The organism is Paraburkholderia kirstenboschensis (assembly GCF_032806925.1).
Taxonomy (GTDB): domain Bacteria; phylum Pseudomonadota; class Gammaproteobacteria; order Burkholderiales; family Burkholderiaceae; genus Paraburkholderia; species Paraburkholderia kirstenboschensis.
Map to the genome: position 1 here is coordinate 2,011,524 of NZ_CP136513.1, position 22,717 is coordinate 2,034,240.

22 protein-coding genes are annotated in these 22,717 nt (G+C 63.1%); 12 read left to right on the forward strand and 10 right to left on the reverse strand.

The genetic code is table 11. The features are described from left to right. Positions 1–317: 317 nt before the first annotated feature. On the forward strand, positions 318–596 hold the full coding sequence (gene rpsT, locus RW095_RS31600) for a 30S ribosomal protein S20 (protein ID WP_020069158.1): 279 nt from the start codon (positions 318–320) through the stop codon (positions 594–596). 181 nt (positions 597–777) lie between these two features. Here rpsT and RW095_RS31605 read toward each other — a convergent pair whose 3' ends face one another. Continuing rightward, positions 778–1,125 (reverse strand): DUF3579 domain-containing protein, encoded by a 348-nt coding sequence (locus RW095_RS31605; protein WP_128585165.1) that lies wholly within the window; start codon positions 1,123–1,125, stop codon positions 778–780. 449 nt (positions 1,126–1,574) lie between these two features. Here RW095_RS31605 and argF point away from each other — a divergent pair, with 449 nt between their 5' ends. Beyond that, the gene (gene argF / locus RW095_RS31610; RefSeq protein ID WP_128585164.1) at positions 1,575–2,504 is read left to right on the forward strand and encodes an ornithine carbamoyltransferase; all 930 of its coding nucleotides are present in this window, start codon (positions 1,575–1,577) and stop codon (positions 2,502–2,504) included. Positions 2,505–2,777: 273 nt separating this feature from the next. Beyond that, entirely contained in the window at positions 2,778–4,004 is a 1,227-nt protein-coding gene (locus tag RW095_RS31615; RefSeq protein ID WP_317022598.1) for an argininosuccinate synthase, read from the forward strand. Positions 4,005–4,321: 317 nt separating this feature from the next. On the opposite strand, the gene murB is transcribed toward RW095_RS31615, so the two are convergent. Beyond that, positions 4,322–5,368, reverse strand: coding sequence for a UDP-N-acetylmuramate dehydrogenase (murB, locus tag RW095_RS31620; protein WP_317022600.1), 1,047 nt, complete (start codon positions 5,366–5,368; stop codon positions 4,322–4,324). A 174-nt stretch (positions 5,369–5,542) separates the two neighbouring features. Between murB and RW095_RS31625 the strand changes: the two genes are divergently transcribed. Next, the gene (locus RW095_RS31625) at positions 5,543–6,028 is read left to right on the forward strand and encodes a YajQ family cyclic di-GMP-binding protein (RefSeq protein ID WP_128585161.1); all 486 of its coding nucleotides are present in this window, start codon (positions 5,543–5,545) and stop codon (positions 6,026–6,028) included. A gap of 287 nt (positions 6,029–6,315) precedes the next feature. Here RW095_RS31625 and plsY read toward each other — a convergent pair whose 3' ends face one another. Both plsY and ybaK read right to left on the reverse strand, forming a co-directional pair. Next, positions 6,316–6,960 carry a glycerol-3-phosphate 1-O-acyltransferase PlsY gene (plsY, locus tag RW095_RS31630; RefSeq protein WP_317022601.1) on the reverse strand — a complete coding sequence of 215 codons (645 nt, stop codon included), beginning with the start codon at positions 6,958–6,960 and terminating at the stop codon, positions 6,316–6,318. A gap of 161 nt (positions 6,961–7,121) precedes the next feature. Continuing rightward, on the reverse strand, positions 7,122–7,613 hold the full coding sequence (gene ybaK, locus RW095_RS31635) for a Cys-tRNA(Pro) deacylase (protein WP_128585158.1): 492 nt from the start codon (positions 7,611–7,613) through the stop codon (positions 7,122–7,124). 140 nt (positions 7,614–7,753) lie between these two features. Here ybaK and RW095_RS31640 point away from each other — a divergent pair, with 140 nt between their 5' ends. After that, positions 7,754–9,316: a class I adenylate-forming enzyme family protein gene (locus RW095_RS31640; RefSeq protein ID WP_317022602.1), complete on the forward strand. Its 1,563-nt coding sequence runs from the start codon at positions 7,754–7,756 to the stop codon at positions 9,314–9,316. Between the two features lie 43 nt (positions 9,317–9,359). On the opposite strand, the gene xerD is transcribed toward RW095_RS31640, so the two are convergent. The 3 genes from xerD to queG form a co-directional block, all read right to left on the reverse strand. After that, positions 9,360–10,319, reverse strand: coding sequence for a site-specific tyrosine recombinase XerD (xerD, locus tag RW095_RS31645; protein ID WP_128595747.1), 960 nt, complete (start codon positions 10,317–10,319; stop codon positions 9,360–9,362). Further along, the gene (locus tag RW095_RS31650; protein WP_317022603.1) at positions 10,316–10,786 is read right to left on the reverse strand and encodes a methylated-DNA--[protein]-cysteine S-methyltransferase; all 471 of its coding nucleotides are present in this window, start codon (positions 10,784–10,786) and stop codon (positions 10,316–10,318) included. The genes xerD and RW095_RS31650 overlap by 4 nt, the downstream gene beginning before the upstream one ends. 85 nt (positions 10,787–10,871) lie before the next feature. Then, positions 10,872–12,119 (reverse strand): tRNA epoxyqueuosine(34) reductase QueG, encoded by a 1,248-nt coding sequence (gene queG / locus RW095_RS31655; RefSeq protein WP_317022605.1) that lies wholly within the window; start codon positions 12,117–12,119, stop codon positions 10,872–10,874. A gap of 17 nt (positions 12,120–12,136) precedes the next feature. Between queG and tsaE the strand changes: the two genes are divergently transcribed. Continuing rightward, positions 12,137–12,709: a tRNA (adenosine(37)-N6)-threonylcarbamoyltransferase complex ATPase subunit type 1 TsaE gene (tsaE, locus tag RW095_RS31660; RefSeq protein ID WP_317022607.1), complete on the forward strand. Its 573-nt coding sequence runs from the start codon at positions 12,137–12,139 to the stop codon at positions 12,707–12,709. Next, entirely contained in the window at positions 12,691–14,286 is a 1,596-nt protein-coding gene (locus tag RW095_RS31665) for an N-acetylmuramoyl-L-alanine amidase (RefSeq protein WP_317022609.1), read from the forward strand. Before tsaE ends, RW095_RS31665 begins: the two co-directional genes overlap by 19 nt. Before the next feature lie 91 nt (positions 14,287–14,377). On the opposite strand, the gene RW095_RS31670 is transcribed toward RW095_RS31665, so the two are convergent. Continuing rightward, on the reverse strand, positions 14,378–15,259 hold the full coding sequence (locus tag RW095_RS31670) for an EamA family transporter (RefSeq protein ID WP_317022610.1): 882 nt from the start codon (positions 15,257–15,259) through the stop codon (positions 14,378–14,380). A 176-nt stretch (positions 15,260–15,435) separates the two neighbouring features. Between RW095_RS31670 and RW095_RS31675 the strand changes: the two genes are divergently transcribed. Together RW095_RS31675 and trxA are read left to right on the forward strand one after the other, a co-directional pair. Beyond that, positions 15,436–16,311, forward strand: a complete 876-nt coding sequence (locus RW095_RS31675; protein ID WP_317022612.1) for a pirin family protein — start codon at positions 15,436–15,438, stop codon at positions 16,309–16,311. Between the two features lie 96 nt (positions 16,312–16,407). Further along, positions 16,408–17,256, forward strand: coding sequence for a thioredoxin (gene trxA, locus RW095_RS31680; RefSeq protein WP_317022613.1), 849 nt, complete (start codon positions 16,408–16,410; stop codon positions 17,254–17,256). A gap of 183 nt (positions 17,257–17,439) precedes the next feature. Here trxA and tcdA read toward each other — a convergent pair whose 3' ends face one another. Beyond that, positions 17,440–18,291: a tRNA cyclic N6-threonylcarbamoyladenosine(37) synthase TcdA gene (gene tcdA, locus RW095_RS31685; RefSeq protein WP_020069175.1), complete on the reverse strand. Its 852-nt coding sequence runs from the start codon at positions 18,289–18,291 to the stop codon at positions 17,440–17,442. A gap of 218 nt (positions 18,292–18,509) precedes the next feature. Here tcdA and pdxH point away from each other — a divergent pair, with 218 nt between their 5' ends. The 3 genes from pdxH to RW095_RS31700 all read left to right on the forward strand — a co-directional run bounded on the left by pdxH (position 18,510) and on the right by RW095_RS31700 (position 21,962). Further along, complete coding sequence (pdxH, locus tag RW095_RS31690) at positions 18,510–19,151, forward strand: pyridoxamine 5'-phosphate oxidase (RefSeq protein ID WP_317022615.1); 642 nt, start codon at positions 18,510–18,512, stop codon at positions 19,149–19,151. Between the two features lie 142 nt (positions 19,152–19,293). Further along, complete coding sequence (locus tag RW095_RS31695; protein WP_317022617.1) at positions 19,294–20,508, forward strand: cyclopropane-fatty-acyl-phospholipid synthase family protein; 1,215 nt, start codon at positions 19,294–19,296, stop codon at positions 20,506–20,508. A gap of 71 nt (positions 20,509–20,579) precedes the next feature. Further along, on the forward strand, positions 20,580–21,962 hold the full coding sequence (locus RW095_RS31700) for a DUF72 domain-containing protein (protein WP_317022619.1): 1,383 nt from the start codon (positions 20,580–20,582) through the stop codon (positions 21,960–21,962). Here RW095_RS31700 and msrA read toward each other — a convergent pair. After that, on the reverse strand, positions 21,949–22,497 hold the full coding sequence (gene msrA / locus RW095_RS31705; RefSeq protein WP_317022621.1) for a peptide-methionine (S)-S-oxide reductase MsrA: 549 nt from the start codon (positions 22,495–22,497) through the stop codon (positions 21,949–21,951). The genes RW095_RS31700 and msrA overlap by 14 nt on opposite strands. Between the last annotated feature and the right edge of the window lie 220 nt (positions 22,498–22,717).

Genomic DNA, 22,717 nt, shown 5'->3' on the forward strand with positions numbered 1-22,717 from the left:
TCGGCCTTGGCGCGGCAGAGAGGCGGTGCATTTCCGTTGCCACGTCCATGATTTTGTTGCTATAATCGCCGGTTTCGAAGCTCGCTCAGTTCTCGGACGGCTTCCGGATAGGGCTGAGGCTGGCACCAGGTTGTCTGCCGCAGGTCTGCAATACGCCGGAACATGGCGCCGCAAACACGGGCCCGCCTTCGCGTAGTTCGATCGTTTTTCGACACTTTTGCGCTCTTGGGCAATCGCTTCCAAGAGTTCGATCTAAAAGCAGCGCCTCACCACTTGAAGGTCAGGTACTGGAAACAGGAACAGGATAAGGAACCGTCATGGCTAACTCCGCACAAGCACGCAAGCGCGCCCGCCAGGCCGCCAAGGCAAACTCGCACAACTCGGCACTGCGCTCGAAGTTCCGCACGGCTATCAAGGCAGTGCGCAAGGCAATCGACGCCGGCGACAAGGCTAAGGCCGCTGAAATCTTCCAGGCATCGTCGAAGACCATCGACATCATCGCCGACAAGAAAATCGTTCACAAGAACAAGGCAGCTCGCCATAAGAGCCGCCTCGCCGCAGCCATCAAGGGTCTGCAGGCGTCCGCAGCACAGTAATTCCGGTCAGCCCGCTTCGGCGGGCTACCTCCTGTTTCCGCTGCGCATGAAAGCCCGCTTTGGCGGGCTTTTTTGTTTGCTGCGAAGACTAGAGGGCGGCTCGCCAATCGCCGTCACGCCGGCATAAAAAAACCCGCTGATCGCGGGTTGTTTGCCTTATGGGGAGCCTATGCGGCCCGCCTTAAATGAAGTGTCGCTTGGTTTGCGGCGGCGGAGCATGCTCAAGTTCGAGTTCGCACGCTTCGGTCACCACGAGGTCGTTGTCTTTCGCGAAGTTCATGACGAAGTCGAACGCCATGGGCTCGATGTCCCGCAAGCGCGAATCGAGAATCACGCACTTGAGGTCGCCAATCATGGTTGGCCGGACGTACACCGAGTACTGCATGTAGGCGTTCGGGCCTTTCCGAGCACCCGGCCCGAAGCATGACATCACACCCGCGAGCCGCTCCGACCAGTCGCTCGGCCGGAATTTTTTTCCCGTCGACGTGATGCCCTGAATGAAATATTCGGTTGGAGCTGCTTCGGCCATGTAGGAATACCTGTGTGACTGCCCAGCGGACGACGGCGACAGCAAGCGATAAAACGGATAACGAAACCCTGAGCCTCGCGTGTGAGCCGCTCCAGAGAGCCGCGCCGCCGGAGACCATGAAAGGCCGGCTGAGCCGCTGTGACGCACTGGAGACGGCGCACCGCGAACTGCCCTTCCGAACCGCGCGAGCCATACGAGCCGTGCCCCCGCCGAAGCGAAGCACCGGCCTGCTGGGCCTTGGAATAACCCGCAGATTATAGCGCAGCGGGTCTTTTTCCGCACTGCACACAAGCTTGTTCCGACAGCGCAACGAGGCTTTCAAACCGCTTTCCCGACGTCTTCGCCGACTCGTCAAATGAGGCGAAATCCTTTATGCTGCATTGAGTTACCACATAACGACGGCGGCGCCGTCCGGCAATCCTGCCGGGTGAGACCGCCGTATTTGTTTCATGACCGCCAAGAAAATTCGCCACTATCTGCAGTTCAAGGATTTCTCGCTAGACGACTACGAGTACGTGCTGGAGCGCGCGCGAATTCTGAAGCGCAAGTTCAAGAACTACGAGACTTACCATCCGCTGCACGACCGCACGCTGGCGATGATTTTCGAAAAGAATTCAACACGCACGCGCCTGTCGTTCGAAGCCGGCATTTTCCAGTTGGGCGGCCACGCCGTCTTCATGAGCACGCGCGACACGCAATTGGGTCGCGGTGAGCCCATCGAAGACGCAGCGCAGGTGATCTCGCGCATGGTCGACATCATCATGATTCGCACGTTCGGGCAGGACATTATTCAGCGTTTTGCCGAAAATTCGCGCGTGCCGGTGATCAACGGACTCACAAACGAATTTCACCCGTGCCAGGTACTCGCCGACATTTTCACGTACTTCGAGCATCGCGGTCCGATTCGCGGAAAAACGGTTGCGTGGGTTGGCGATGCCAACAATATGCTCTACACGTGGATTGAAGCCGCGCAGATTCTCGGCTTCAAGCTGCGCCTGTCCACGCCGCCCGGCTACAAGCTCGACCGCGCGTTGGTCGCCGCGGAAAGCGCGCCGTTCTACGAGGAATTCGACGACCCGAACGAAGCTTGCGCGGGGGCCGATCTCGTCACCACCGACGTGTGGACCAGCATGGGCTTCGAAGCGGAAAACGAAGCGCGCAAGAAGGCCTTTGCCGACTGGTGCGTCGACGCGGAGATGATGGCGCGCGCCAATGCCGATGCGCTCTTCATGCACTGCTTGCCCGCCCATCGCGGCGAAGAGGTGAGCGCGGAAGTGATCGACGGCCCGCAAAGCGTCGTGTGGGACGAGGCCGAAAACCGTCTGCACGTGCAGAAGGCGTTGATGGAATATCTGCTGCTGGGCAAGCTCAATCACTGAGCCCATCGCTCCGCAGCAACTGCGTGACGCGCGACGGGGCGTTGATTGCGAGGCAAGGCATCGGCGCCGACGCCTCGCACGAAATCCCAAATGCACCGCCGTAGGTCGAGCCCCAAACCGGGCCGCAAATGGGCGCGCGAATGCGCCGCCACGTCGTCGCAGAAACCCAAAAATGCGGCCACGCAGCCGTTTAGTGTCAAAATAGTTGTTTTTCCGCGCTCCGGAATCGCCGGCGCGCCTTGTTTTCCCGCTTTTTCCAGCTACGAGTTCACCATGAGCGATATCAAGAAAGTCGTGCTCGCCTATTCGGGCGGCCTCGACACCTCCGTCATCCTGAAGTGGTTGCAGGACAACTACGACGCCGAAGTCGTCACGTTCACGGCCGACATCGGCCAGGGCGAAGAGCTGGAACCGGCGCGCAAGAAGGCACTGCAACTCGGCATCAAGCAGGAAAATATCTTCATCGAAGACCTGCGCGAAGAATTCGTGCGCGACTACGTGTTCCCGATGTTCCGTGCGAACACAATCTATGAAGGCGAATACCTGCTGGGCACGTCGATCGCGCGTCCGCTGATCGCGAAGCGTCAGATCGAAATCGCCCGCGCCACCAGCGCGCAGGCGGTGTCGCACGGCGCAACCGGCAAGGGCAACGACCAGGTTCGCTTCGAACTCGGCTACTACGCGCTGGAACCTGGCATCAAGGTGATCGCACCATGGCGTGAATGGGATCTGCTGTCGCGCGAAAAGCTGCTCGCGTACGCGGAAAAAGCCGGCATTCCGATCGAAATGAAGCACAAGCAAGGCGGCGCACCGTATTCAATGGACGCGAATCTGCTGCACATCTCGTTCGAAGGCCGTCATCTGGAAGACCCGAAAGCGGAAGCCGAAGCCGACATGTGGCGTTGGACCGTGTCGCCGGAACAGGCGCCGGATCAGGCTGAATACCTCGACATTGAGTACGAACACGGCGATCCGGTCGCGATCAACGGCAAGCGGCTGTCGGCCGCTGAAATGCTCACCGAGTTGAACCGTCTTGGCGGGAAGCACGGCATCGGCCGTCTGGACCTGGTGGAAAACCGCTATGTAGGCATGAAGTCGCGCGGCTGCTATGAAACGCCGGGCGGCACGATCATGTTGAAGGCTCACCGCGGCATCGAGTCGATCACGCTCGACCGCGAAGTCGCGCACCTGAAAGACGACCTGATGGCTCGCTACGCGTCGCTGATTTATAACGGCTACTGGTGGAGCCCGGAGCGCCGCGCGATTCAGGTGCTGATCGACCACACGCAGGAGAAGGTCAACGGCTGGGTGCGCGTGAAACTGTACAAGGGCAGCGTGTCGGTGGTCGCTCGCGATTCGAAGGAAACGTTGTTCGACAAGACCATCGCAACGTTCGACGACGACGGCGGCGCCTACAACCAGGCCGACGCCGGCGGCTTCATCAAGCTGAACGCTTTGCGTATGCGAATCGCGGAGAACGCCCGCCGTCAGCGCGGCTGAGCGGCTCAGCGGCTCAGCGGCTCAGCGGCTAGCTCCGGCGTAGGCCAACTTCGCGCCAGTGTGGAGTTGAGCGCCGAGGCGTCCAGTCAGCGCGGCTCACGGTAGCGGACGGCGACGCCCAAGCCGCGACAGAGGCGTGATGCGCCGAAAGCGCGGCTGAAGCCAGAACGCACACTTAGTAAAAGGCGACGGGGCCAAAAGCCCCGGCGCCTTTATTTTTTTCCTCACCGTCAGACGGTCAGCGGCTTGTCAGACCCGCTTGCGACGGTCACTGACTATCGGCGACCGGCCAACCTGCGCTGAAGCGCCGCTCACAATCACACGCACACGGGCTCGGCTTCCAGTTCAACGCCAAATCTCACCCGCACATCGTGTTGAATTGCTCGTGCAAGCGCCAGCACGTCAGCCCCGCTCGCACCGCCACGATTGACCAGCACCAGCGCCTGGCGCTCGTGAACGCCGGCGGCGCCCAGCGCACGGCCCTTCCACCCGCACCGGTCGATCAGCCAGCCCGCCGCGAGTTTTACGCGCCCGTCCGGCTGCGCGTAGGAGACCACGTCCGGCTCCTTGCTTTTCAGCGCCTCGAACTGCGAGGCGTCGATCACCGGATTCTTGAAGAAGCTCCCCGCATTACCCAGTTCGAGCGGGTCCGGCAACTTCGCGCGCCGCACCGCAACGACGGCGTCGAAGATCGCCTGCGCGTCCGGCTGCTTGCCATTTGCGGCATAGCCGTTCGCGGCGAGTTCGCGCGCCAGATCCGCATAACCCGCGCGCGGTTGCCACGCCTTCGGCAAACGGAAAACGACCGACGTGATCACGAAACGATCGCGCCCTTCGCGCTTGAAAAAGCTGTCGCGGTAGCCGAACGCGCAAGCCTGCGCATCGAACTCGACCGTCTTACCCGACGCAAGCTCGACGGCCCGCAGCGACGCGAAGCGCTCGCACATTTCGAGGCCGTACGCGCCGATGTTTTGAATCGGCGCCGCGCCCACCGTCCCCGGAATCAGCGCAAGATTCTCGAGGCCGGGCAGCCCCTGCGCGAGAGTCCAGGCAACGAAGTCGTGCCACGGTTCGCCGGCGGCCGCTTCGATATACACGGCGTCGGCGTCCTCGCGCACGATCCGGCGCCCGCGCATGGCCACCAGCAGCACGAGTCCGGCGAAGTCGCCTGCCAGCACGACATTGCTGCCGCCGCCCAGCACGAGACGCGGCAAGCCGGCCGCGCGCGGATCGCGCACCGCTGCGAGCAATTGCGCTTCGCGCTCGATGCGGCACGCCCACTGCGCGCGGACATCGAAGCCGAACGTGTTGTGCGCCTTCAGCGGATAGCCGGCGACGAATTCGGCGGAATCGGTTTGAGACATTGGATATGAACTATGAGGCGACGAGGCGAAAACGGCTTCGGGCTGCGGCCGCACGGCGGCCTTAGGCAAATGGGGGCGGCGTCGGTAAAATGACATCGGTCCGTGATTATAGCGAGTGCCCCGTGGCGAGCCGACCGGCTGCGTCACGCACCGCCGCACTATTGGGAGAATGCAATGCCATCGTTTGACGTCGTCTGCGAAGCGAACATGATCGAAGTCAAGAACGCGATCGAGCAGTCCAACAAGGAAATCTCAACCCGCTTCGACTTCAAAGGGTCCGACGCGCGCGTCGAACACAAGGAAAACGAAATCACCGCCTACGCGGACGATGACTTCAAGCTCGGCCAGGTGAAAGACGTGCTGCTGTCGAAAATGGCCAAGCGCAACGTGGACGTACGCTTTCTCGACTACGGCAAGATCGAGAAGATCGGCGGCGACAAGGTGAAGCAGGTCATCAAGATCAAGAAAGGCGTGTCCGGCGATCTCTCGAAGAAAATCGTGCGACTCGTGAAAGACAGCAAGATCAAGGTTCAGGCGAGCATCCAAGGCGACGCGGTTCGCATCACCGGAACAAAGCGCGACGATCTGCAAAGCGTGATTGCGATGCTGCGCAAGGACGTGACCGACACGCCGCTCGATTTCAACAACTTCCGCGACTGAGCGTTTGTTTGAGCGACGCAGCGCGCAAGGCATGGCGAGCGCTGCGGCGGCGAACTCGGATGCAACAGTTGCAAGGCATGGCGGGCCGCAGCACGCAGCCGCGGCGGCCGAACGCAGCCACCAAACGCAGCCACCAAACGCAGCTGCAAGATGCCGCCAAGGCCAGGGCCAGAGCCAAGGCCAGAGCAACAGCAACAGCAGCTTGAGCAGCGACAGGGGCTACAGCTACAGCTACAGCTACACCACTTCGGCCAAAGCAACCAAAGCAACCCCAGCCACCCAGCCGCTCACCGATCCTCGCCCGCCCCAGCGCTCGCGCTCGCAGCCGCCTTTTTCTTGTCGCCGATGCGGCTTTCCTCGCCGCGCATCAGCTTGGCGATGTTGCCGCGATGACGCCACACAAGCAGCGAGCTCATCACGACAATGGCGAGCGCGATGACGTGCGGCCCGAACAGGAAGCCGTCGAAGATCGGCGCGAACACCGCCGCAGCCAACGCGGCGAGCGACGAGTAGCGCGTGAAGAACGCCACGATCAGCCACGTCAGCAGAGTCGCCACGCCGAGGATCGGGTTGATCGCGAGCAGCACGCCGGCCGCCGTTGCCACGCCCTTGCCGCCCTTGAAGCGGAAGAACACCGGATACAGGTGGCCCAGAAACACGGCGACGCACGCAATCGCCACCGACGTATCGTCGAGCCCATAGCGCGCGCCGAAATGCACGACGAACCACACCGGCAGCCAGCCTTTGAAGGCGTCGCCGATCAACGTCAGGATCGCGGCCTTCTTGCTGCCGCTACGCAACACATTGGTCGCGCCGGGGTTGCCCGAGCCGTAGGAGCGCGGGTCGTCCAGCCCCATCGCGGCGCTCACGATCACGGCGAACGACACCGAACCGATCAGGTAGGCAACGACAGCAACGATCAGGTTTTGCATCTGTGACTCTTATAAGGATCGGCGGTCTGCAACTGAATACCTCAACCGCTCGGAAAACGAAAATCGCAACAGAACGCGACGCAATGCGGCGGACCACAGCGGCGGACCGAGCGGCGCACATTCTACCGAACGCGCGCTTGCCGGAAACATTCAGGCAAACGTCAATCGACGCTCGCGCACTGCACCGGCCTCGCTGCCAGCAGGTCGGTGAGCACTTTCGGCTCGATACTGACGAGGAAGCCGCGCCGGCCGCCGTTCAGCCAGATTCTGTCCATTTCGAGGATGCTCGACTCCACGTACACCGGCATCTGCTTGCGTGTGCCGAACGGCGACGTGCCGCCGATCAGATAGCCGGAATGACGGTTCGCCACCTCGGGCTTGCAAGGCTCGACGCGCTTCGCGCCAATCTGCCGCGCGAGGTTCTTGGTACTGACAGTACGGTCGCCATGCATGAGGACGATGAGTGGCTTGGCATGCTCATCTTCCATGACGAGCGTCTTCACCACATGATGTTCGTCCACGCCCAACTGGCGCGCCGATTCACCTGTGCCGCCGTGCTCCACATAATCGTACGGATGCTCGCCGAAAACGACGCCATGACGGCGCAGGAACTGCGTGGCAGGCGTCTCGGAAACGTGTCTGGATTTGCTCATCGGCGCATTGTAATGGCGAGTTTGCACAACGGCTATTTGCCGAATGGTCAATTGTGCGGCTCGATGCATTGTGGCACGATCGTTCGAAAACCTTCCGGCGCGATGCACGCCGGGCATGCAATCGCATTCAGGAGACGCACTTGAGTACCGCTTCGCCTTTACGCTCCACGCTAGACGTTCCCGCGCTGCTGGGCGCCCTGCCCGCGCGCATCTCCGATATTCCCGCGCTGGCGGCCGGGCGCGATCCGCAGCATGTTGCGTTGATCGAAGACGCGCGCCGTCTCACCAACGCCCAACTGGTCCAGGCCGTCGAGGCCACCGCTGCATTGCTCCGCGATTGGGGCGTGCGTGGCGGCGACCGGGTCATGATCGTGGCGGAAAACAGCATCGCGCAAATCGTGCTGCTGTTCGCGACCGCGCGGCTCGACGCCTGGGCGCTCGTGTCGAATGCGCGCCTGTCGGCGTCCGAGTTCGACGCAATTCGCGCGCACGCGCAGCCGCGCGTAACGGCCTACGTGGTGGAAAGCTCAGTCGATGCCGGTCAGCATGCGCAACGTCATCGGGCGAGCAGAGCGCCAGAGGTCGCGCCGGGCATCGGCGCGTGGTCCTACACGGTGGACTCGTCCGCGCAAGCCGAACCGGTCGAAGCCGCGAACGACCGCCAATGCGCGGCGCTCATCTACACCACCGGCACCACCGGCGCGCCCAAGGGCGTGATGCTGTCGCATCGCAATCTGCTGTTCATCGCCGCGGTATCGAGCCGTTTGCGCCAGGTCCGTCCTGACGATGTCGTCTACGCCGTGCTGCCGATCTCGCATGTCTACGGCTTTGCGTCCGTGTGTCTCGGCAGCCTGTACGCCGGCGCGACCTTGCGCCTCGCGCCGCGCTTCGCGCCGGAAGCCGTGCGGCGCGCGCTTGCCGACGAACGCGTGTCGATTTTCCAGGGCGTGCCGGCCATGCATGCGAAATTGCTCGAACATTTGCAGACGCACGCCAATCCGTGGCACGCACCGCACTTGCGCTTCGTCTATTCGGGAGGCTCGCCGCTCGACGCCGCGCTGAAAGCGCACGTCGAAAGCGTGTACGGTCTGCCGCTGCATAACGGCTATGGCATGACGGAGAGCAGTCCCACGGTTTCACAGACCATGCTCGACGCGCCGCGCCGCGACTGTTCGGTGGGCGAGGTCATTCCGGGCGTCGAAGTGCGTTTCGTCGGCCTCGACGGTGCGGATGTCGCGGTCGGCGAAACCGGCGAGCTATGGGTGCGCGGCCCGAACGTGATGCTCGGCTACTATCGCAACCCGCAGCAAACCCGCGCCGCCGTGACACAGGACGGCTGGCTGAAAACCGGCGACCTGGCGCGGCAGGACGCCGACGGCGCGCTGCATATCGTCGGGCGCAGCAAGGATTTGATCATTCGCTCTGGCTTCAACGTGTATCCCGCCGAGGTCGAGCATGTGCTCAACGCGCACGCGCAGGTCGTTCAGTCGGCGGTAATCGGACGCCCGGTCGAGGGCAATGAAGAAGTGATCGCGTTCGTCGAACTGGCGGCCAATGCAAGCGTGACGCCGGCCGAACTGGTCGCGTGGTGCGCCGAGCGCCTCGCGCCGTATAAGCGGCCCGCCGAAGTGAAGGTACTTGCCGCGTTACCGGCTGCATCCACGGGCAAGATTCTCAAGCACCGGCTGCGCGAATTCCTCTGAAGCCGGAAAACGCCAGCGGCTGCGGCCAGCGCTTGAACCTTCGTCACCCACGCGGATGATGCTGCGCATGCAGCGACTTCAGCCGCTCGCGCGCCACGTGCGTGTAGATTTGCGTGGTCGAAATATCGGTGTGGCCAAGCAGCAATTGCACCACGCGCAGGTCCGCGCCGTGATTGAGCAAATGCGTTGCAAACGCATGCCGCAACGTGTGCGGCGACAACGGCGCATGGACGCCGGCCACCGCCGCATGTCGCTTGATGATGTTCCAGAACTGCTGGCGCGTCATGCCCTCAGCACGGTTCGTGACAAACAGCGCGTCTGTCGCGCGCGCGCCAAGCAGCGCCGGACGCGCATCGCGAAGGTAGCGCTCGATCCAGCCGTGCGCCTCTTCGCCGAAAGGAATCAGCCGCTCTTTCGAGCCTTTACCCATCACTCGCACCACGCCTTCGTTCAGACCGACTTCCACCGTCTTCAGCGTGACGAGTTCGGTGACACGCAAGCCGCTCGCGTACATGAGTTCGAGCATCGTGCGATCGCGCAGACCCAAGGCAGTCTCGATGTCGGGCGCGCCGAGCAACGCCTCGACTTGCGCTTCGCTGAGCGTCGATGGAAAACGCGGCGGCTGCTTCGCCGACCGGATGCGCAACGTCGGATCGACTTTCGCGCGATGCTCGCGCACGGCCCACCCGTAGTAGCGGCGAAACACCGAAAGGCGCCGATTCGCCGATGTCGATTTGTCCTTCTGACGTGCGGCGCTGTACGCGTTCAGATCGGCCTCGCTGGCGGTGTCGAGCGATGCGTTGCGCGTTTGTGCAAGCCATTCGCTGAAGAGACGCAGGTCGCGGCGGTACGCGTCGAGCGTGTTGCGCGACAGACCGTGTTCGAGCCAGAGCGCGTCGCAGAATGCGTCGATCGACGCGGAACTCGTCGCGAACAAAGGCGACGATAGCGGCGACGGCGGAGGCGATTGCGCGCTCGCGTCTTCAACCAGGGTATCGCTCATGCGTAGGGAAGGCCTTCATGCGTCAGCAGCCAGAGCTTGACGTTGCGAAAGAAACCGTCTTCGGCGTGATGAGCGAATCCGCCGATGCCGCTCGAACTCACCACGCGATGACACGGAATGACAATGGGAAAGTAATTGGCGCCGCACGCCTGCCCGACCGCGCGCGGCACGCTGCCAAGCTGCCGGGCGAGTTGCCCGTAGGTGAGCACGGTACCCGGCGGAATCTCGCAGATTGCCTGCCACACGCGCCGCTGGAAAGCGGTGCCCACCGGCGCGAGCGGCAGTTCGAATGTCGCCGACGCCTCGCCGAAATACCGCTCGATCTGCTCGACCGCCTGTCGCGCCAACGGCGTATCAGGCGCGACGTTCTGCATCGACTCGGGTAAATAGACGATCTCGCGCACGGCCTCGCCTTCGAGGCGAATGCCGACCTTGCCGAACGGCGCGTCGATCACTGCGTTGAACATGGCGCCTCCTTACTCCTTACTCGCGCGACGTGACGATTCGAGACGTGCAACAGACTCGCGGATTGGCGATACTTTACGCCGCTTTTTACGCCGCTTCGAGCGCCCATTGCACATGCTCGCGCACCACGTCAGAAGAGTCGCCGGCGCGGCGCGTGAGCGCCTCTACAATCGCCCCGCGAGCGTCCGCACTCAAGGTGTCGCGCGGGGCGCGCAACGCGTTGCCCATGCCCACGGCAAGATTGCGGAGCCAGCTTTCGTAGCCGATACGGCGGATCGCACTGCCCTGCATGCGCGTATCGAATTCGTCCGCGCTCCAGCCGAACAGTTCCACCAGCGACGCGCGGTCGAGCCCGTGCCGCACGTCGAAATCGGCGACCGGCGCAGCCTGCGCAAACTTGTTCCACGGACACACGAGCTGACAATCGTCGCAGCCATAAACGCGGTTGCCGATCAGCGGACGCATGTCGACGGGAATGCTGCCCTTCAGCTCGATCGTCAGATACGAGATGCACAAGCGGGCATCCACCTTGTAAGGCGCGACGATCGCGCCTGTCGGACATGCGCCGATGCAGCGCGCGCAACTGCCGCAATGCGAGCCCGGCGTTTCAGGCGCGATCTCGGGCGACGTCTCGGCGTCGGTCGGCAAAGGCACGTCGACATAAATTTCGCCGAGGAAGAACAGCGAACCCGCATCGCGTTGCAGCAGCAGCGTATGTTTGCCGCGCCAGCCGATGCCGGCCTTTTGCGCAAGCTCCACTTCGAGCACCGGCGCGGAGTCGGTGAACACGCGATAACCGAACGCGCCGATCTCCGCCTGAATTTTCTCTGACAGATGTTGCAGACGGTTACGCATCACCTTGTGATAGTCGCGGCCTCGCGCATAAATCGACACCACCGCCGCCGACGGATCGGCTAGCCGCGCATGCTCGACGGCCCGCCAGTCCTCGCTGAGCGGCCCTTTCCGCGGCTCGCTTTCGTCCGGCTTTCCGCTCATTGCATGGGCGGGCAAATAGGCGATGCGAGCGGTAATCACGCGTAGCGTGCCGGCCACAAGCTCGGCAGGCCGCGCGCGTTTCATGCCGTGTTTCGCCATATAATCCATCTCGCCGTGGCAACCCGCTTCCAGCCAGGCTGCAAGCGGCGCTTCGGCAGCGGAGAGATCGGTATCGCTAATGCCGATCGCCCCGAAACCCAGTTCACGGCCCCACGTCTTGATGTTTCGCGCGAGCGCATGCAGCGCCGCTTCATCGAATTGACGCTCGGCGCGCGCTTCGTCGCAAGACGTTGGCGCATTGGGCGCAGGGGACACGGGAGACTCCGGACTTCGGTTCATCACGCCATTTTACGAGAATGCCTGACCATCCCGATCGCGCGATCGCGCCGCCCGCCGAAGTTCTGCTCGAACGCGCCTTCACGTTCGCGGACGAAGCCGCCACGCTCGCATTCGGCGAGCGCTTCGCGCGGGCGATCGAAAGCGTCGCCGTCGCAACACAAGGCCAGGCCAGCGGCCAGGGCGCTCAGGCATTCCACGGACTACAAGTACAACTGGTCGGCGATCTCGGCGCCGGCAAAACCACACTGGTGCGCGCCACGTTGCGCGGCCTCGGTCACACGGGCCGCGTACGCAGTCCCACGTATACGCTCGTCGAGCCGTACGTGCTCGAGCGGCCCGCCGGGGAACTCGCGCTGTATCACTTCGATCTGTACAGATTCACCGATCCGGCCGAATGGGCCGACGCCGGCTTTCGCGAGTATTTCGACAGCGGCGCGGTCTGCCTCGTCGAATGGCCACAGCGCGCGGGGCGTCTTCTCGGCGTGCCGGATCTGGTCTTCTCGCTCGACCTGGACAGCGAGGGCGACGGCCGCGTACTCGTCGCACGGGCATACAGCGAAACAGGAAAGGCATGTCTTCAAAGATGTTGATCAAACCGTTCCGCTCGATCGAATCGGCGGCCACCGCAACGCATAACTGGCGGCGCCGGCAGATTCTGTGCGCGGGTGCATCCACGCTTGTGCTTGGTCTCGTCGCACCGCGTCTCGCGCTAGCCAGCTCGGTGCTCGGCGTGCGCGTATGGCCCGCGCGCGACTACACGCGCGTGACGATCGAATCCGATCAGCCGCTGCAAAACGCGCAGCAGTTGCTCCAGGGTCCGGACCGGCTCGTGGTCGATCTCAGCGGCCTCGATCTCGACCAGGCGCTGAAGGACCTCGTCTCGAAGATCACGCCGAACGATCCGCAGATTCAGTCGGTGCGCGTCGGCCAGTTCCAGCCGCACGTCGTGCGTATGGTGTTCGACCTGAAGGGCTCGGTGAAGCCGCAGGTGTTCGCACTGCCACCTGTCGGCGCGTACAAGTACCGGCTCGTGTTCGACCTGTATCCCGCCGTCGCACCCGATCCGCTGATGGAACTGCTCGCGCAGAGCGAGCGCAAGCAGCAAACGCTGAACGAAGAAAACAGCGCGCCGCCGGCCACATTGAGCGGCCCGGGCACGACCCCGCCGGTCGCCGACAACAGCGAAGCGTTCTTCCAGCGTTATGCGCAAAACGGCGGCAGCGGGTCCGCGCCGAGCGTGCCGCATCCGCCCGTGCACGGCGCACCCACGCCGATGCCGCCGATCATCGCGAAGCCGGCGACACCGGGCGCTCCCGCGTCGCCGCCTACCGCAATCGCGCGTAATAAAGGCACCGGTAGTAACGGTGGCAATAGCGCTAACAGCCTGGGCAAGGACGACGACGCCAGCGACGACACCTACGCGTTCACCACGCCGAAGTCGGGTAAGAGCAACACGGTCCGCCTTCTCACGGTCGCGATCGACCCGGGGCATGGCGGCGAAGATCCGGGCGCGATCGGCGGCTCGGGCACTTATGAAAAGCACGTCGCGCTCGACATCGCCAAGAAGCTGCGTGCGAAGATCGACGCGCAGCCGAACATGCGGTCCATGATGACTCGCGACGCCGACTTCTTCGTGCCGTTGAACGTGCGTGTGCAAAAGGCGCGGCGCGTTGGCGCAGACCTGTTCGTGTCGATCCACGCGGACGCGTTCACCACGCCGGAGGCGCGGGGCTCCTCGGTGTTCGCGCTGTCGGACCATGGCGCGTCGAGTGCGGCCGCGCGCTGGATGGCGAACAAGGAGAACTCGTCGGATGAGATTGGCGGCATCAACATCAAGTCCGCCGACGCGACCGTCAACCGCGCGCTGTTCGACATGTCCACCACCGCGCAGATTCGCGACTCGATGCGCTACGGCAACTTCGTGCTGAAGGAGATCGGCGGAATCAACAAGCTGCACAAGGGTTCGGTCGAACAGGCGGGGTTCGCGGTGCTGAAGGCGCCGGACATTCCGTCGATCCTCGTGGAAACCGCGTTCATCAGCAACCCGGACGAAGAACGCCGCCTGAACGACGACGCGTACCGCGACAAGATGGCCGACGCGATCATGACGGGCATCAAGCGTTACTTCGCGGCGAACCCGCCTCTCGCGAAGAACCGCATGACGTGATGCGCGTGTAGCGCCTCTTCATACGGCGATGCAATGAAAACGGCCGCAGCGATGCGGCCGTTTTCATTCCCTTTTCGTTCAGTAGCGCGATTTAACGCGCCGGCGACAGGCGCTGAACGACCCACCCACCGAACACATTGACCGCGAGACCCGCCATCACGAGTACCGCGCCGGCGATCTGCGCGCCGGAGAGCCGCTCATCGAGAAAGAGAGATGCAGACGCCAGGCCGACGATCGGCACGAGCAGCGAAAACGGTGCGACCTGGCTCGCCGGATAGCGCGACAGCAGACGGCTCCACAAACCGTAGCCGATGAGCGTGGCGATAAACGCGAGATAAACGATCGCGAAAATCGACATGGCGCTGATACCTGAAAGCGCCGCCGCAATCCGCTGCGGACCCTCCAACGCATACGACAGCGCAAAGAACGGCAGCGGCGGAATCAGGCTGCCCCACACCACGAGCCCAACGAGATCGACCTTGCCGACTTTCTTCGTGACGATGTTGCCGAGTGCCCACGAACACGCGGCGCACAGCGTGAGGACGAAACCGGCAAGCGTCATGGTGTGGCCGCCTTGCATGCCTATCACGGCGAGCCCGGCGGCCGCAATCAGCAAACCGGCGACGTTCGGCAAGCGGAAGCGTTCATGCAGAAAAAACGCCGCAAAGATCAGCGTGAAAAAAGCCTGCGCCTGCAATACGAGCGACGCGAGCCCCGCAGGCATGCCGACGTACATGGCGGAGAACAGGAAGGCAAACTGCCCTAACGAGATCGTCATGCCGTAGGCCAGCAGCCAGCGCCACGGCAATTGCGGGCGCTTGACGAATAACACCGCCGGAAACGCGGCGAGCGTGAAGCGCAGCGCGCCGAGCAGCATGGGCGGCACGCCATGCAAGCCCACCTTGATCACAACGAAGTTCACGCCCCATGCGATCACCACGATCAGTGCGAGCAGCAGGTCTCTGGGCGACATCCCAGTCTCCAATTGATTATTGAACCTGCCAGTTTAGCGGAGGGCGGCGCGTCATGTGATTGTTCGCGCTACGGACTTTCGCAGCAGCACTGTGGTGTGAAACGTCGCCGTTGCGCCCTCCGCAGTAGAATCGTCCATTGCGAATTTTCTTTCTCCTCATTCAGCCGAGCCCGCCCATGTCCTCTTCGATCAAAGCAGTTCTCAAACCGCATCTGCGCGATGTCGGCAGTCTGACTGTGCGGCGCGTGCTGCCTGCAATGGCTGCGCGGCTGATCGGACCGTTCATATTTTTCGACCACATGGGACCGGCGACCCTGGAACCGGGCGTCGGCCTCGACGTTCGTCCGCATCCGCATATCGGCCTTGCCACGGTGACCTTCCTGTTCGAAGGCGCGATCATGCATCGCGACAGTCTCGGCTCCGAGCAGAAAATCGTCCCTGGCGACGTCAACTGGATGACGGCCGGGCGCGGCATCGTCCATTCCGAGCGCACGCCCGCCGACGACCGCGCGAACGGCCAGACCATCCACGGCATTCAGACGTGGGTCGCGCTGCCGCTCGAAGACGAAGAGGTGGAGCCGTCGTTCGCGCATCACGCCGCCGACACGCTGCCCGTGGTCGAGCGCAACGGCGTCACGCTGCGCGTGATCGCCGGCACGGCCTTCGGCGAAATTTCGCCCGTCACGACGTTTTCGGGCACGCTGTATGTCGCCGGCGAGTTTGCGCCGGGCAGCGCTTTCGCGCTGGAGCCCGAGCATGAGGAACGCGGCGTGTACCTCGTCGAGGGCGATCTGGAAATCGACGGCACGCCGCTCGAAGTCGGCCAGATGGCAGTGCTCGCGCTCGACGAGACGGTCACCCTCGCGAGCACGCACGGCGCGCGCGTGATGGTGCTGGGCGGCGAGAAACTCGACGGCGAACGCTTTATCGAATGGAATTTCGTCGCGAGTTCGCGCGAGAAGATCGAAGCCGCGAAACTCGCGTGGACAAATCAGGAGATGGGCAAAGTGCCGGGCGAAACCGAATGGATTCCGCTGCCGCAAAAGAAATGACGGCCAATCCTGGCTACGTCGCGGCGCGCATTGAACATTGAATCCACGCCGTTCGGCCGCATCTGGCATACAAACCGTTTTATCGACGAGGACGCAATGGACACCACTCTGGCCACATTCGAACAGGACGTCATCACGGCGTCGACACTGGCCCCCGTGCTGGTCGATTTCTGGGCGCCGTGGTGCGGCCCCTGCAAGACGCTCGGCCCCATGCTGGAAAAGCTCGAAGCCGAAGCCGCCGGCAAATGGAAGCTCGTCAAGGTGAACGTAGACGAGAATCAGGAACTCGCCGCGCACTTCCAGGTGCGCAGCATCCCGCACGTCATGGCGTTCGCCGACGGCCAGCCGGTGGACCAGTTCGTCGGCGTGCTGCCTGAAGGCCAGCTGCGCGAATTCATCGAACGACTCGTGCCGCAAGGCGCGGATGCCGCGCGTCTCGAAGCGCAGGCCGCGCTTGCAGAAGGCCGCCGCGAAGACGCTTACGATGCGCTGCAAGCCGCGCTCGCCTACGACCCGGGCTTCGACGAAGCACGCATGGATCGCATCGAGATGCTGCTCGACGACAACCGCATCGACGAGGCGCGCAACGAAGTCGATCTGCTGTCGCCCAAAACCACCCAAGGCATCGACGCGCGCTTCAACGCGATCAAGACGCGGCTCGACGCCGTGGATGCCGCCGCCGACCTGCCGCCCACCGATGCGCTGGAAGCGCGCGTCGCAAGTCATCCGGACGATCTGGAGGCGCGTTTCGATCTGGCAAGCGCGCTGATCGCACGCCGCAAATACGCGGGCGCGCTAGAACATCTGCTGGGCATCGTGCAGCGCGACCGCACGTTCCGCGACGACATTGGCCGTAAGACCATGCTGTCGGTATTCGATCTCGCCGCGCATCAGCCGGAGCTGGTGTCGCAATGGCGGCGCAAGCTGAGCGCGGCGCTGTACTGAAGCGAGTCTGAAGCACGCCGGCCTCGGTGCGGCGTCGGGCTGCATCTCGGCTCGTGCCGCACGGCGCTTGCCGCTTTTCCGCGCGACGCTTGTCGCGTGCCGCTGGGTCTCACGCCGCTGGTCTCACGCCGCTTTTCCGCACGCCGCTCTCCCGGGCAAACCCGTCGCGCTAAAAAGCGCGCATCACCCCGCCTGTTTCGCCAAAGCCCGCAGCACGTGCGCGGCCGCGGCGAAACCGAAGCTCGCCGTCACGCAAACGCTCGAACCAAAGCCCGCACAGTTCAGGCCGATCGGTCCCGTATGACCCGGCGACGTGGTGACGTGCTCAGCTTCCGCATCGATATCGCAGACCGCCGCCTCTGGGTAGATCAGCGGCTCGTCCGAATACACCGCGCTCACCTTGAATTTCGCTTTCGGCCCGCGTGGAAAACCATGCTGCTTCCTCAACTGCCCACGCACCTTGGACAGCAACGGATCCTGAATCGTCAATGCAAGATCGTCGATGCGAATGCGCGTCGGATCCAGTTGACCGCCCGCGCCGCCAATCGTGATCAACGGCTGCTTGCGCTCGACGCACCACGCGATCAGCGCGGTTTTGGTGCGCACGCTGTCAATAGCGTCGATCACATAGTCGAAGCCGCCGCCGAGCGTCGCCGCGAAATTGTCGGGCTCGACGAAGTCTTCCACGAGGCGCACGTCGCAGAACGGATTGATTGCCGCGATGCGCTCGGCCATTGCTTCGACTTTCGGTTTTCCGTAGTTGCCGTCGAGCGCGTGAATCTGCCGGTTCGTGTTGCTCTCGGCAACGTTGTCGAGATCGATTAGCGTCAATGTGCCGACAGCGCTGCGCGCCAACGCTTCGGCCACCCACGACCCGACTCCGCCGATACCGATCACCGCGACATGCGCGCTTTCGAAAGCGGCAAGCGCCGGCGCGCCGTACAGACGCGCAATGCCGCCGAAGCGCCGCGCACGGTCGGCGGTTTCACTCCCGTCGAGGCTGGTAGTAAGATCGGATTGCGCGGTGGTCGACATGATGGACTCATTGAACAGGCAGGAAACGGAAGCGCTTTTAGCTCGCCAGCCGTATTTTGCCTGAACGCTTGCGTGAGCATCGCCGCCGCAATCACCCTGTCGCGCTCCGGGGCATTAGCCGACCATGCGTGCCTGGGCCGCGTTGCGCTTGATCTGGTCGCGCGCAAAAAATTAACGCCTTAGCTATACTGCCCTGACTGTAGCGTTCGCATAAAAACATGACCTCACTCGCCGAACTTCGAAAAAACTATTCGCTGGGTTCTCTGGACGTCGGCGACGTAGACCGCAACCCGTTCCGGCAATTCGACGTCTGGTTTCAACAGGCCGTCGACGCAAAGTTGCCCGAACCGAATACGATGACGCTCGCCACCGTCGACTCGCGCGGCCGCCCTTCGGCGCGCATCGTGTTGATCAAGGGCGTCGACGAACGGGGCTTCGTGTTCTTCACCAACTACGAGAGCCGCAAGGGCCGGGAGCTAGCCACCAATCCTTACGCGAGCCTGCTGTTCTACTGGATCGAGCTCGAACGCCAGGTGCGCATCGAGGGGCGCGTCGTCAAAACGAGCGCGGAGGAAAGCGACGCGTATTTCGTGTCGCGTCCGGTCGGTTCGCGTATCGGCGCATGGGCATCGAACCAGAGTCAGGTGATTGAAAGCCGTTCGCAGCTCGAAACACGCGAGCGCGAAATGCGCCTGCAATATGGCGATGAACCTCCGCGTCCGCCGCATTGGGGCGGCTATCGTTTGGTGCCCGAAGCAATAGAATTCTGGCAGGGTCGGCCGTCGCGTCTGCATGACCGCCTGCTTTACACGCGTTCCAACGAGAACAGCGACTGGCAGATCTCCCGTCTGTCGCCTTGAATGACACAAACAATGGCGTCAGCGTGCGGCCAATGCAGCAGCGCGCGGCGCACGGATCGCATCTCGCGGCATGGGAGTCGCGCCGCACTGAGTTGCGATCCACACAAGCTTCGCTTTAATTCAACGGACACGGAGAGATCGCATGTTCTGGGAGAAAAAGCTGGCGCAGTGGGTGGAAGAAGTAAAGACCAAGGCTGACTTACCAGCACGTCTGGTGCTGTGGGACGGTCAGCAACACGACTTCGGGCGGTTCGCCGCGCCTCAGGTCACGTTGCATGTGAAAAGCGCGACGGCGCTGCCTTATCTGCTCGAACCGAGTCTCGACAATCTGGGCGAGGCGTACGTCAAAGGCAAGATCGACATCGAGGGCAAGCTCTCGGACATCATCAACGTGAGCTATCAGCTCGCGCGCAATACCGTCACCAGTGCGAGCAAGCTCGCTCGCATGCGGCGCTATTTCCAGCATTCGAAAGCGTCGGACCGAAAGGCGATCCAGTATCACTACGACGTCTCGAACGAGTTCTACAAGCTGTGGCTCGACGAGAACATGGTGTACTCGTGCGCGTACTTCGAGAACGGCGACGAAGATCTGGCCACCGCGCAGATCAAGAAAATCGACCACATCCTCACCAAGATCCAGTTGCAGCCGGGGCAGCGCCTGCTCGACATCGGCTGCGGCTGGGGCGCGCTGGTGCTGCGCGCGGCGCAGAAATTCGGTGCGCAATGCGTGGGCGTGACGCTGTCGCAGAACCAGTTCGATCTCGCCACGGCGCGTGTGAAAGCCGCGGGCCTCGAGAATCAGATCGAGATTCGTCTGCAGGATTACCGCGATGTCGACGGGCAGTTCGACCGCATCACGAGCGTGGGCATGTTCGAGCACGTGGGCCGCAAGAACCTGCCGGGTTACTTCAGGAAGATGCATGACCTGCTCGCCGACGACGGCGTCGCGATGAATCACGGCATCACGTCGAGCGATTCGGATAGCGGCGAAACCGCGCTTGGCGGCGGCGAGTTCATCGACCGTTATGTGTTTCCCGACGGCGAGCTGCCGCACATCAGCCTCGCGCTCGAATCGATGCAGCGCGGCGGGCTCGAAGCGGTTGACGTCGAAAGCCTGCGCCGTCACTATGCGCACACGCTCGACCTCTGGGCGGAAAACTTCGAGGCGCATGCGGAAGAAGCCCGCAAGCTCGTCGACGACGAAAAATTCCGCATCTGGCGTGTCTATCTGGCCGGCTGCGCGTATGCATTCGAAAACGACGACGTCTCCATCTATCAGGTCGTATGCCGCAAGGCCGGCCGCAGCGCGAGAACCCTGCCGTGGTCGCGCCGCTACATGTACGAGAAGCCGCTGTGACGTGAGCGCCGCGGCATCTTGCACGAGCGTGCCGCCGCGGCGCAAACAACTGAACAGCAGGTCGAATCTCGATGGGCCAGAGCGGGACAAGCGAAGTGGAACAGGCGCTGGGCGAGCCGGAAGCGCCACTCCAGGCGGATGCGCAAAGCGAAGCGGTGCAGTTCGATCTGTTCGGGATGCCGGTGGAACCGGCGGTTGCATCGGCGGAAACCGAAGCGCGGGAGAAGCCCTCGCGCACTGTGGCCGGCGATCCATTGCCGCACGCGCAGGAGGCCGCCTCTCAGTCGCCGGCCGCCAACTCCGCCCGCGTGTCGAAGCCCGCGAGCCGGCGCGGTGCACGCGAGAAAGCCGCCGCCGCGTCGCTGTGGCAGCAGGACGGGCAGCAGGACGAAGCGCCGACATCCGCCGCAGCAGCCCCGCCGCCAGCCGATGCCCCAAAAAAGCGCCGCACGCGGGAAATCCTCGCCGCCCCGCCCTCGCCTGATGTACTCGCGCTCGCCGCGCAACTGCCGCCGCAGGTGCACCTCGGCACATCGACATGGTCGTTTCCCGGCTGGAACGGCATTGTGTACGGCGATGAGTACAGCAACAGCAAGCTCTCGCGCGACGGCCTTACCGCCTATGGCGCGCATCCGCTGCTGAAGACAGTCAGCATCGACCGGTCGTTCTATCAGGCGCTCACGGTCACCGAATATCTGCGCTACGCGCAGCAGGTGCCCGAGCATTTCCGCTTCATCGTGAAAGCGCCGATGACGATCACCGACGCAACCGTACGCGCTGAACGCGGCGAGCCGGTGTCGCTGAACCCGTGCTTCCTCAACGCGCAAATGGCGATCGACGACTTCGTCACGCCGTGTCTGGAAGGCCTCGGCGTAAAGGCCGGCGCGCTGGTGTTCCAGCTTTCGCCGCTGCCCGACCAGATGCTCGCGCAGCCTGCCGCGTTCATAGAACGGCTGGCCGGCTTTCTGATGGCGTTGCCGAAGCTGCCGGAAGACACCTGCTATGCGATCGAAATCCGCGACGCCAGTCTGCTCACGCCGCGCTTCATTCGTACGCTCAAAGCGGCGGGCGTGCGCTACTGCGTGGGCATCCATGCGCGGATGCCCGACCCTCTGCGGCAGGCTGCGGCGCTCGCGCTGATGGATGGCGAACCGGCCGGGCCGCTGATCGTTCGCTGGAGCCTGCATGGCGGCTTCAAGTACGAGCAGGCGAAGGCGAAGTATGAGCCGTTCGATCAGCTCGTCGACCGCGACCCGGCCACGCGCGCGTCGCTCGCCGAACTGGCCGCGCGCTATGCGTTTGCCGGCCAACCGGTGGTGATCGCGGTCAACAACAAGGCTGAAGGCTCAGCGCCGCTCAGTTGTGTGGAACTGGCGCGCGAGATCGTCGAAGCCTATGCGCGGCTTGCACACGAGCACGAAGATGTCGGCGCCCTCCCCGTCAGCTCGCCTTGATGCGGTGAGCGAACTTCTGGCGAAACTTCGCGACCTTCGGCGCGACCACGAACGAGCAGTAGCCCTGATTCGGATGCTGCGCAAAATAGTTCTGATGATAGGCCTCGGCCGGCCAGTAGTTGCCGTCGAGCGGCAATACCTGCGTGACGATCTGGCCGTCGTAGATACCCTGCTCGCCAATCTCGCGGATTGCCTGCAAAGCCGTTTCGCGCTGCGCGTCGGACTGCGTGAAAATCACTGAGCGGTATTGCGTGCCGACGTCGTTACCTTGCCGGTTCAGCTGCGTCGGATCGTGGATCGCGAAAAAAATATCCAGAATCTCGCGATAGCTGATCTTTGCCGGATCGAAGTCCACCTTCACGACTTCGGCGTGGCCCGTCGCGCCGTCGCACACCTGCTCATACGTCGGACGCTGCGTCTCGCCGCCCGCATAGCCCGACTCCACGGAGTTCACTCCCTCAACGCCCAGATAAACGGCTTCGAGGCACCAGAAACACCCGCCACCCAAGGTGGCGACTTCGCCTGTCTGACTCATGCTGCTCGCTCCTTCAAGCTCGTGATCGGCCTATGCCGCTTCCGCTTCGCCACAGCGCTCATGTCACCGGCGCAGCGTTCAGCTTAGCGGGTTTTGCGATGCGCCGTTCTGTGTCCCGGCCGGTGCATCGCGATTGCAGTTAAAATTGGGGCAAATCGACGATTTTCACTATGACTTTCGAATTATCTGTTTCCCGCCGTGCGGGCAAGCGCTTGAGCCC

Bases quoted from the DNA above. Each gene is read 5' to 3' on its own strand.
- rpsT (WP_020069158.1), top strand. From the start codon at position 318: ATGGCTAACTCCGCACAAGCACGCAAGCGCGCCCGCCAGGCCGCCAAG.
- RW095_RS31605 (WP_128585165.1), bottom strand. From the start codon at position 1,125: ATGGCCGAAGCAGCTCCAACCGAATATTTCATTCAGGGCATCACGTCG.
- argF (WP_128585164.1), top strand. From the start codon at position 1,575: ATGACCGCCAAGAAAATTCGCCACTATCTGCAGTTCAAGGATTTCTCG.
- RW095_RS31615 (WP_317022598.1), top strand. From the start codon at position 2,778: ATGAGCGATATCAAGAAAGTCGTGCTCGCCTATTCGGGCGGCCTCGAC.
- murB (WP_317022600.1), bottom strand. From the start codon at position 5,368: ATGTCTCAAACCGATTCCGCCGAATTCGTCGCCGGCTATCCGCTGAAG.
- RW095_RS31625 (WP_128585161.1), top strand. From the start codon at position 5,543: ATGCCATCGTTTGACGTCGTCTGCGAAGCGAACATGATCGAAGTCAAG.
- plsY (WP_317022601.1), bottom strand. From the start codon at position 6,960: ATGCAAAACCTGATCGTTGCTGTCGTTGCCTACCTGATCGGTTCGGTG.
- ybaK (WP_128585158.1), bottom strand. From the start codon at position 7,613: ATGAGCAAATCCAGACACGTTTCCGAGACGCCTGCCACGCAGTTCCTG.
- xerD (WP_128595747.1), bottom strand. From the start codon at position 10,319: ATGAGCGATACCCTGGTTGAAGACGCGAGCGCGCAATCGCCTCCGCCG.
- RW095_RS31650 (WP_317022603.1), bottom strand. From the start codon at position 10,786: ATGTTCAACGCAGTGATCGACGCGCCGTTCGGCAAGGTCGGCATTCGC.
- queG (WP_317022605.1), bottom strand. From the start codon at position 12,119: ATGAACCGAAGTCCGGAGTCTCCCGTGTCCCCTGCGCCCAATGCGCCA.
- tsaE (WP_317022607.1), top strand. From the start codon at position 12,137: ATGCCTGACCATCCCGATCGCGCGATCGCGCCGCCCGCCGAAGTTCTG.
- RW095_RS31665 (WP_317022609.1), top strand. From the start codon at position 12,691: ATGTCTTCAAAGATGTTGATCAAACCGTTCCGCTCGATCGAATCGGCG.
- RW095_RS31670 (WP_317022610.1), bottom strand. From the start codon at position 15,259: ATGTCGCCCAGAGACCTGCTGCTCGCACTGATCGTGGTGATCGCATGG.
- RW095_RS31675 (WP_317022612.1), top strand. From the start codon at position 15,436: ATGTCCTCTTCGATCAAAGCAGTTCTCAAACCGCATCTGCGCGATGTC.
- trxA (WP_317022613.1), top strand. From the start codon at position 16,408: ATGGACACCACTCTGGCCACATTCGAACAGGACGTCATCACGGCGTCG.
- tcdA (WP_020069175.1), bottom strand. From the start codon at position 18,291: ATGTCGACCACCGCGCAATCCGATCTTACTACCAGCCTCGACGGGAGT.
- pdxH (WP_317022615.1), top strand. From the start codon at position 18,510: ATGACCTCACTCGCCGAACTTCGAAAAAACTATTCGCTGGGTTCTCTG.
- RW095_RS31695 (WP_317022617.1), top strand. From the start codon at position 19,294: ATGTTCTGGGAGAAAAAGCTGGCGCAGTGGGTGGAAGAAGTAAAGACC.
- RW095_RS31700 (WP_317022619.1), top strand. From the start codon at position 20,580: ATGGGCCAGAGCGGGACAAGCGAAGTGGAACAGGCGCTGGGCGAGCCG.
- msrA (WP_317022621.1), bottom strand. From the start codon at position 22,497: ATGAGTCAGACAGGCGAAGTCGCCACCTTGGGTGGCGGGTGTTTCTGG.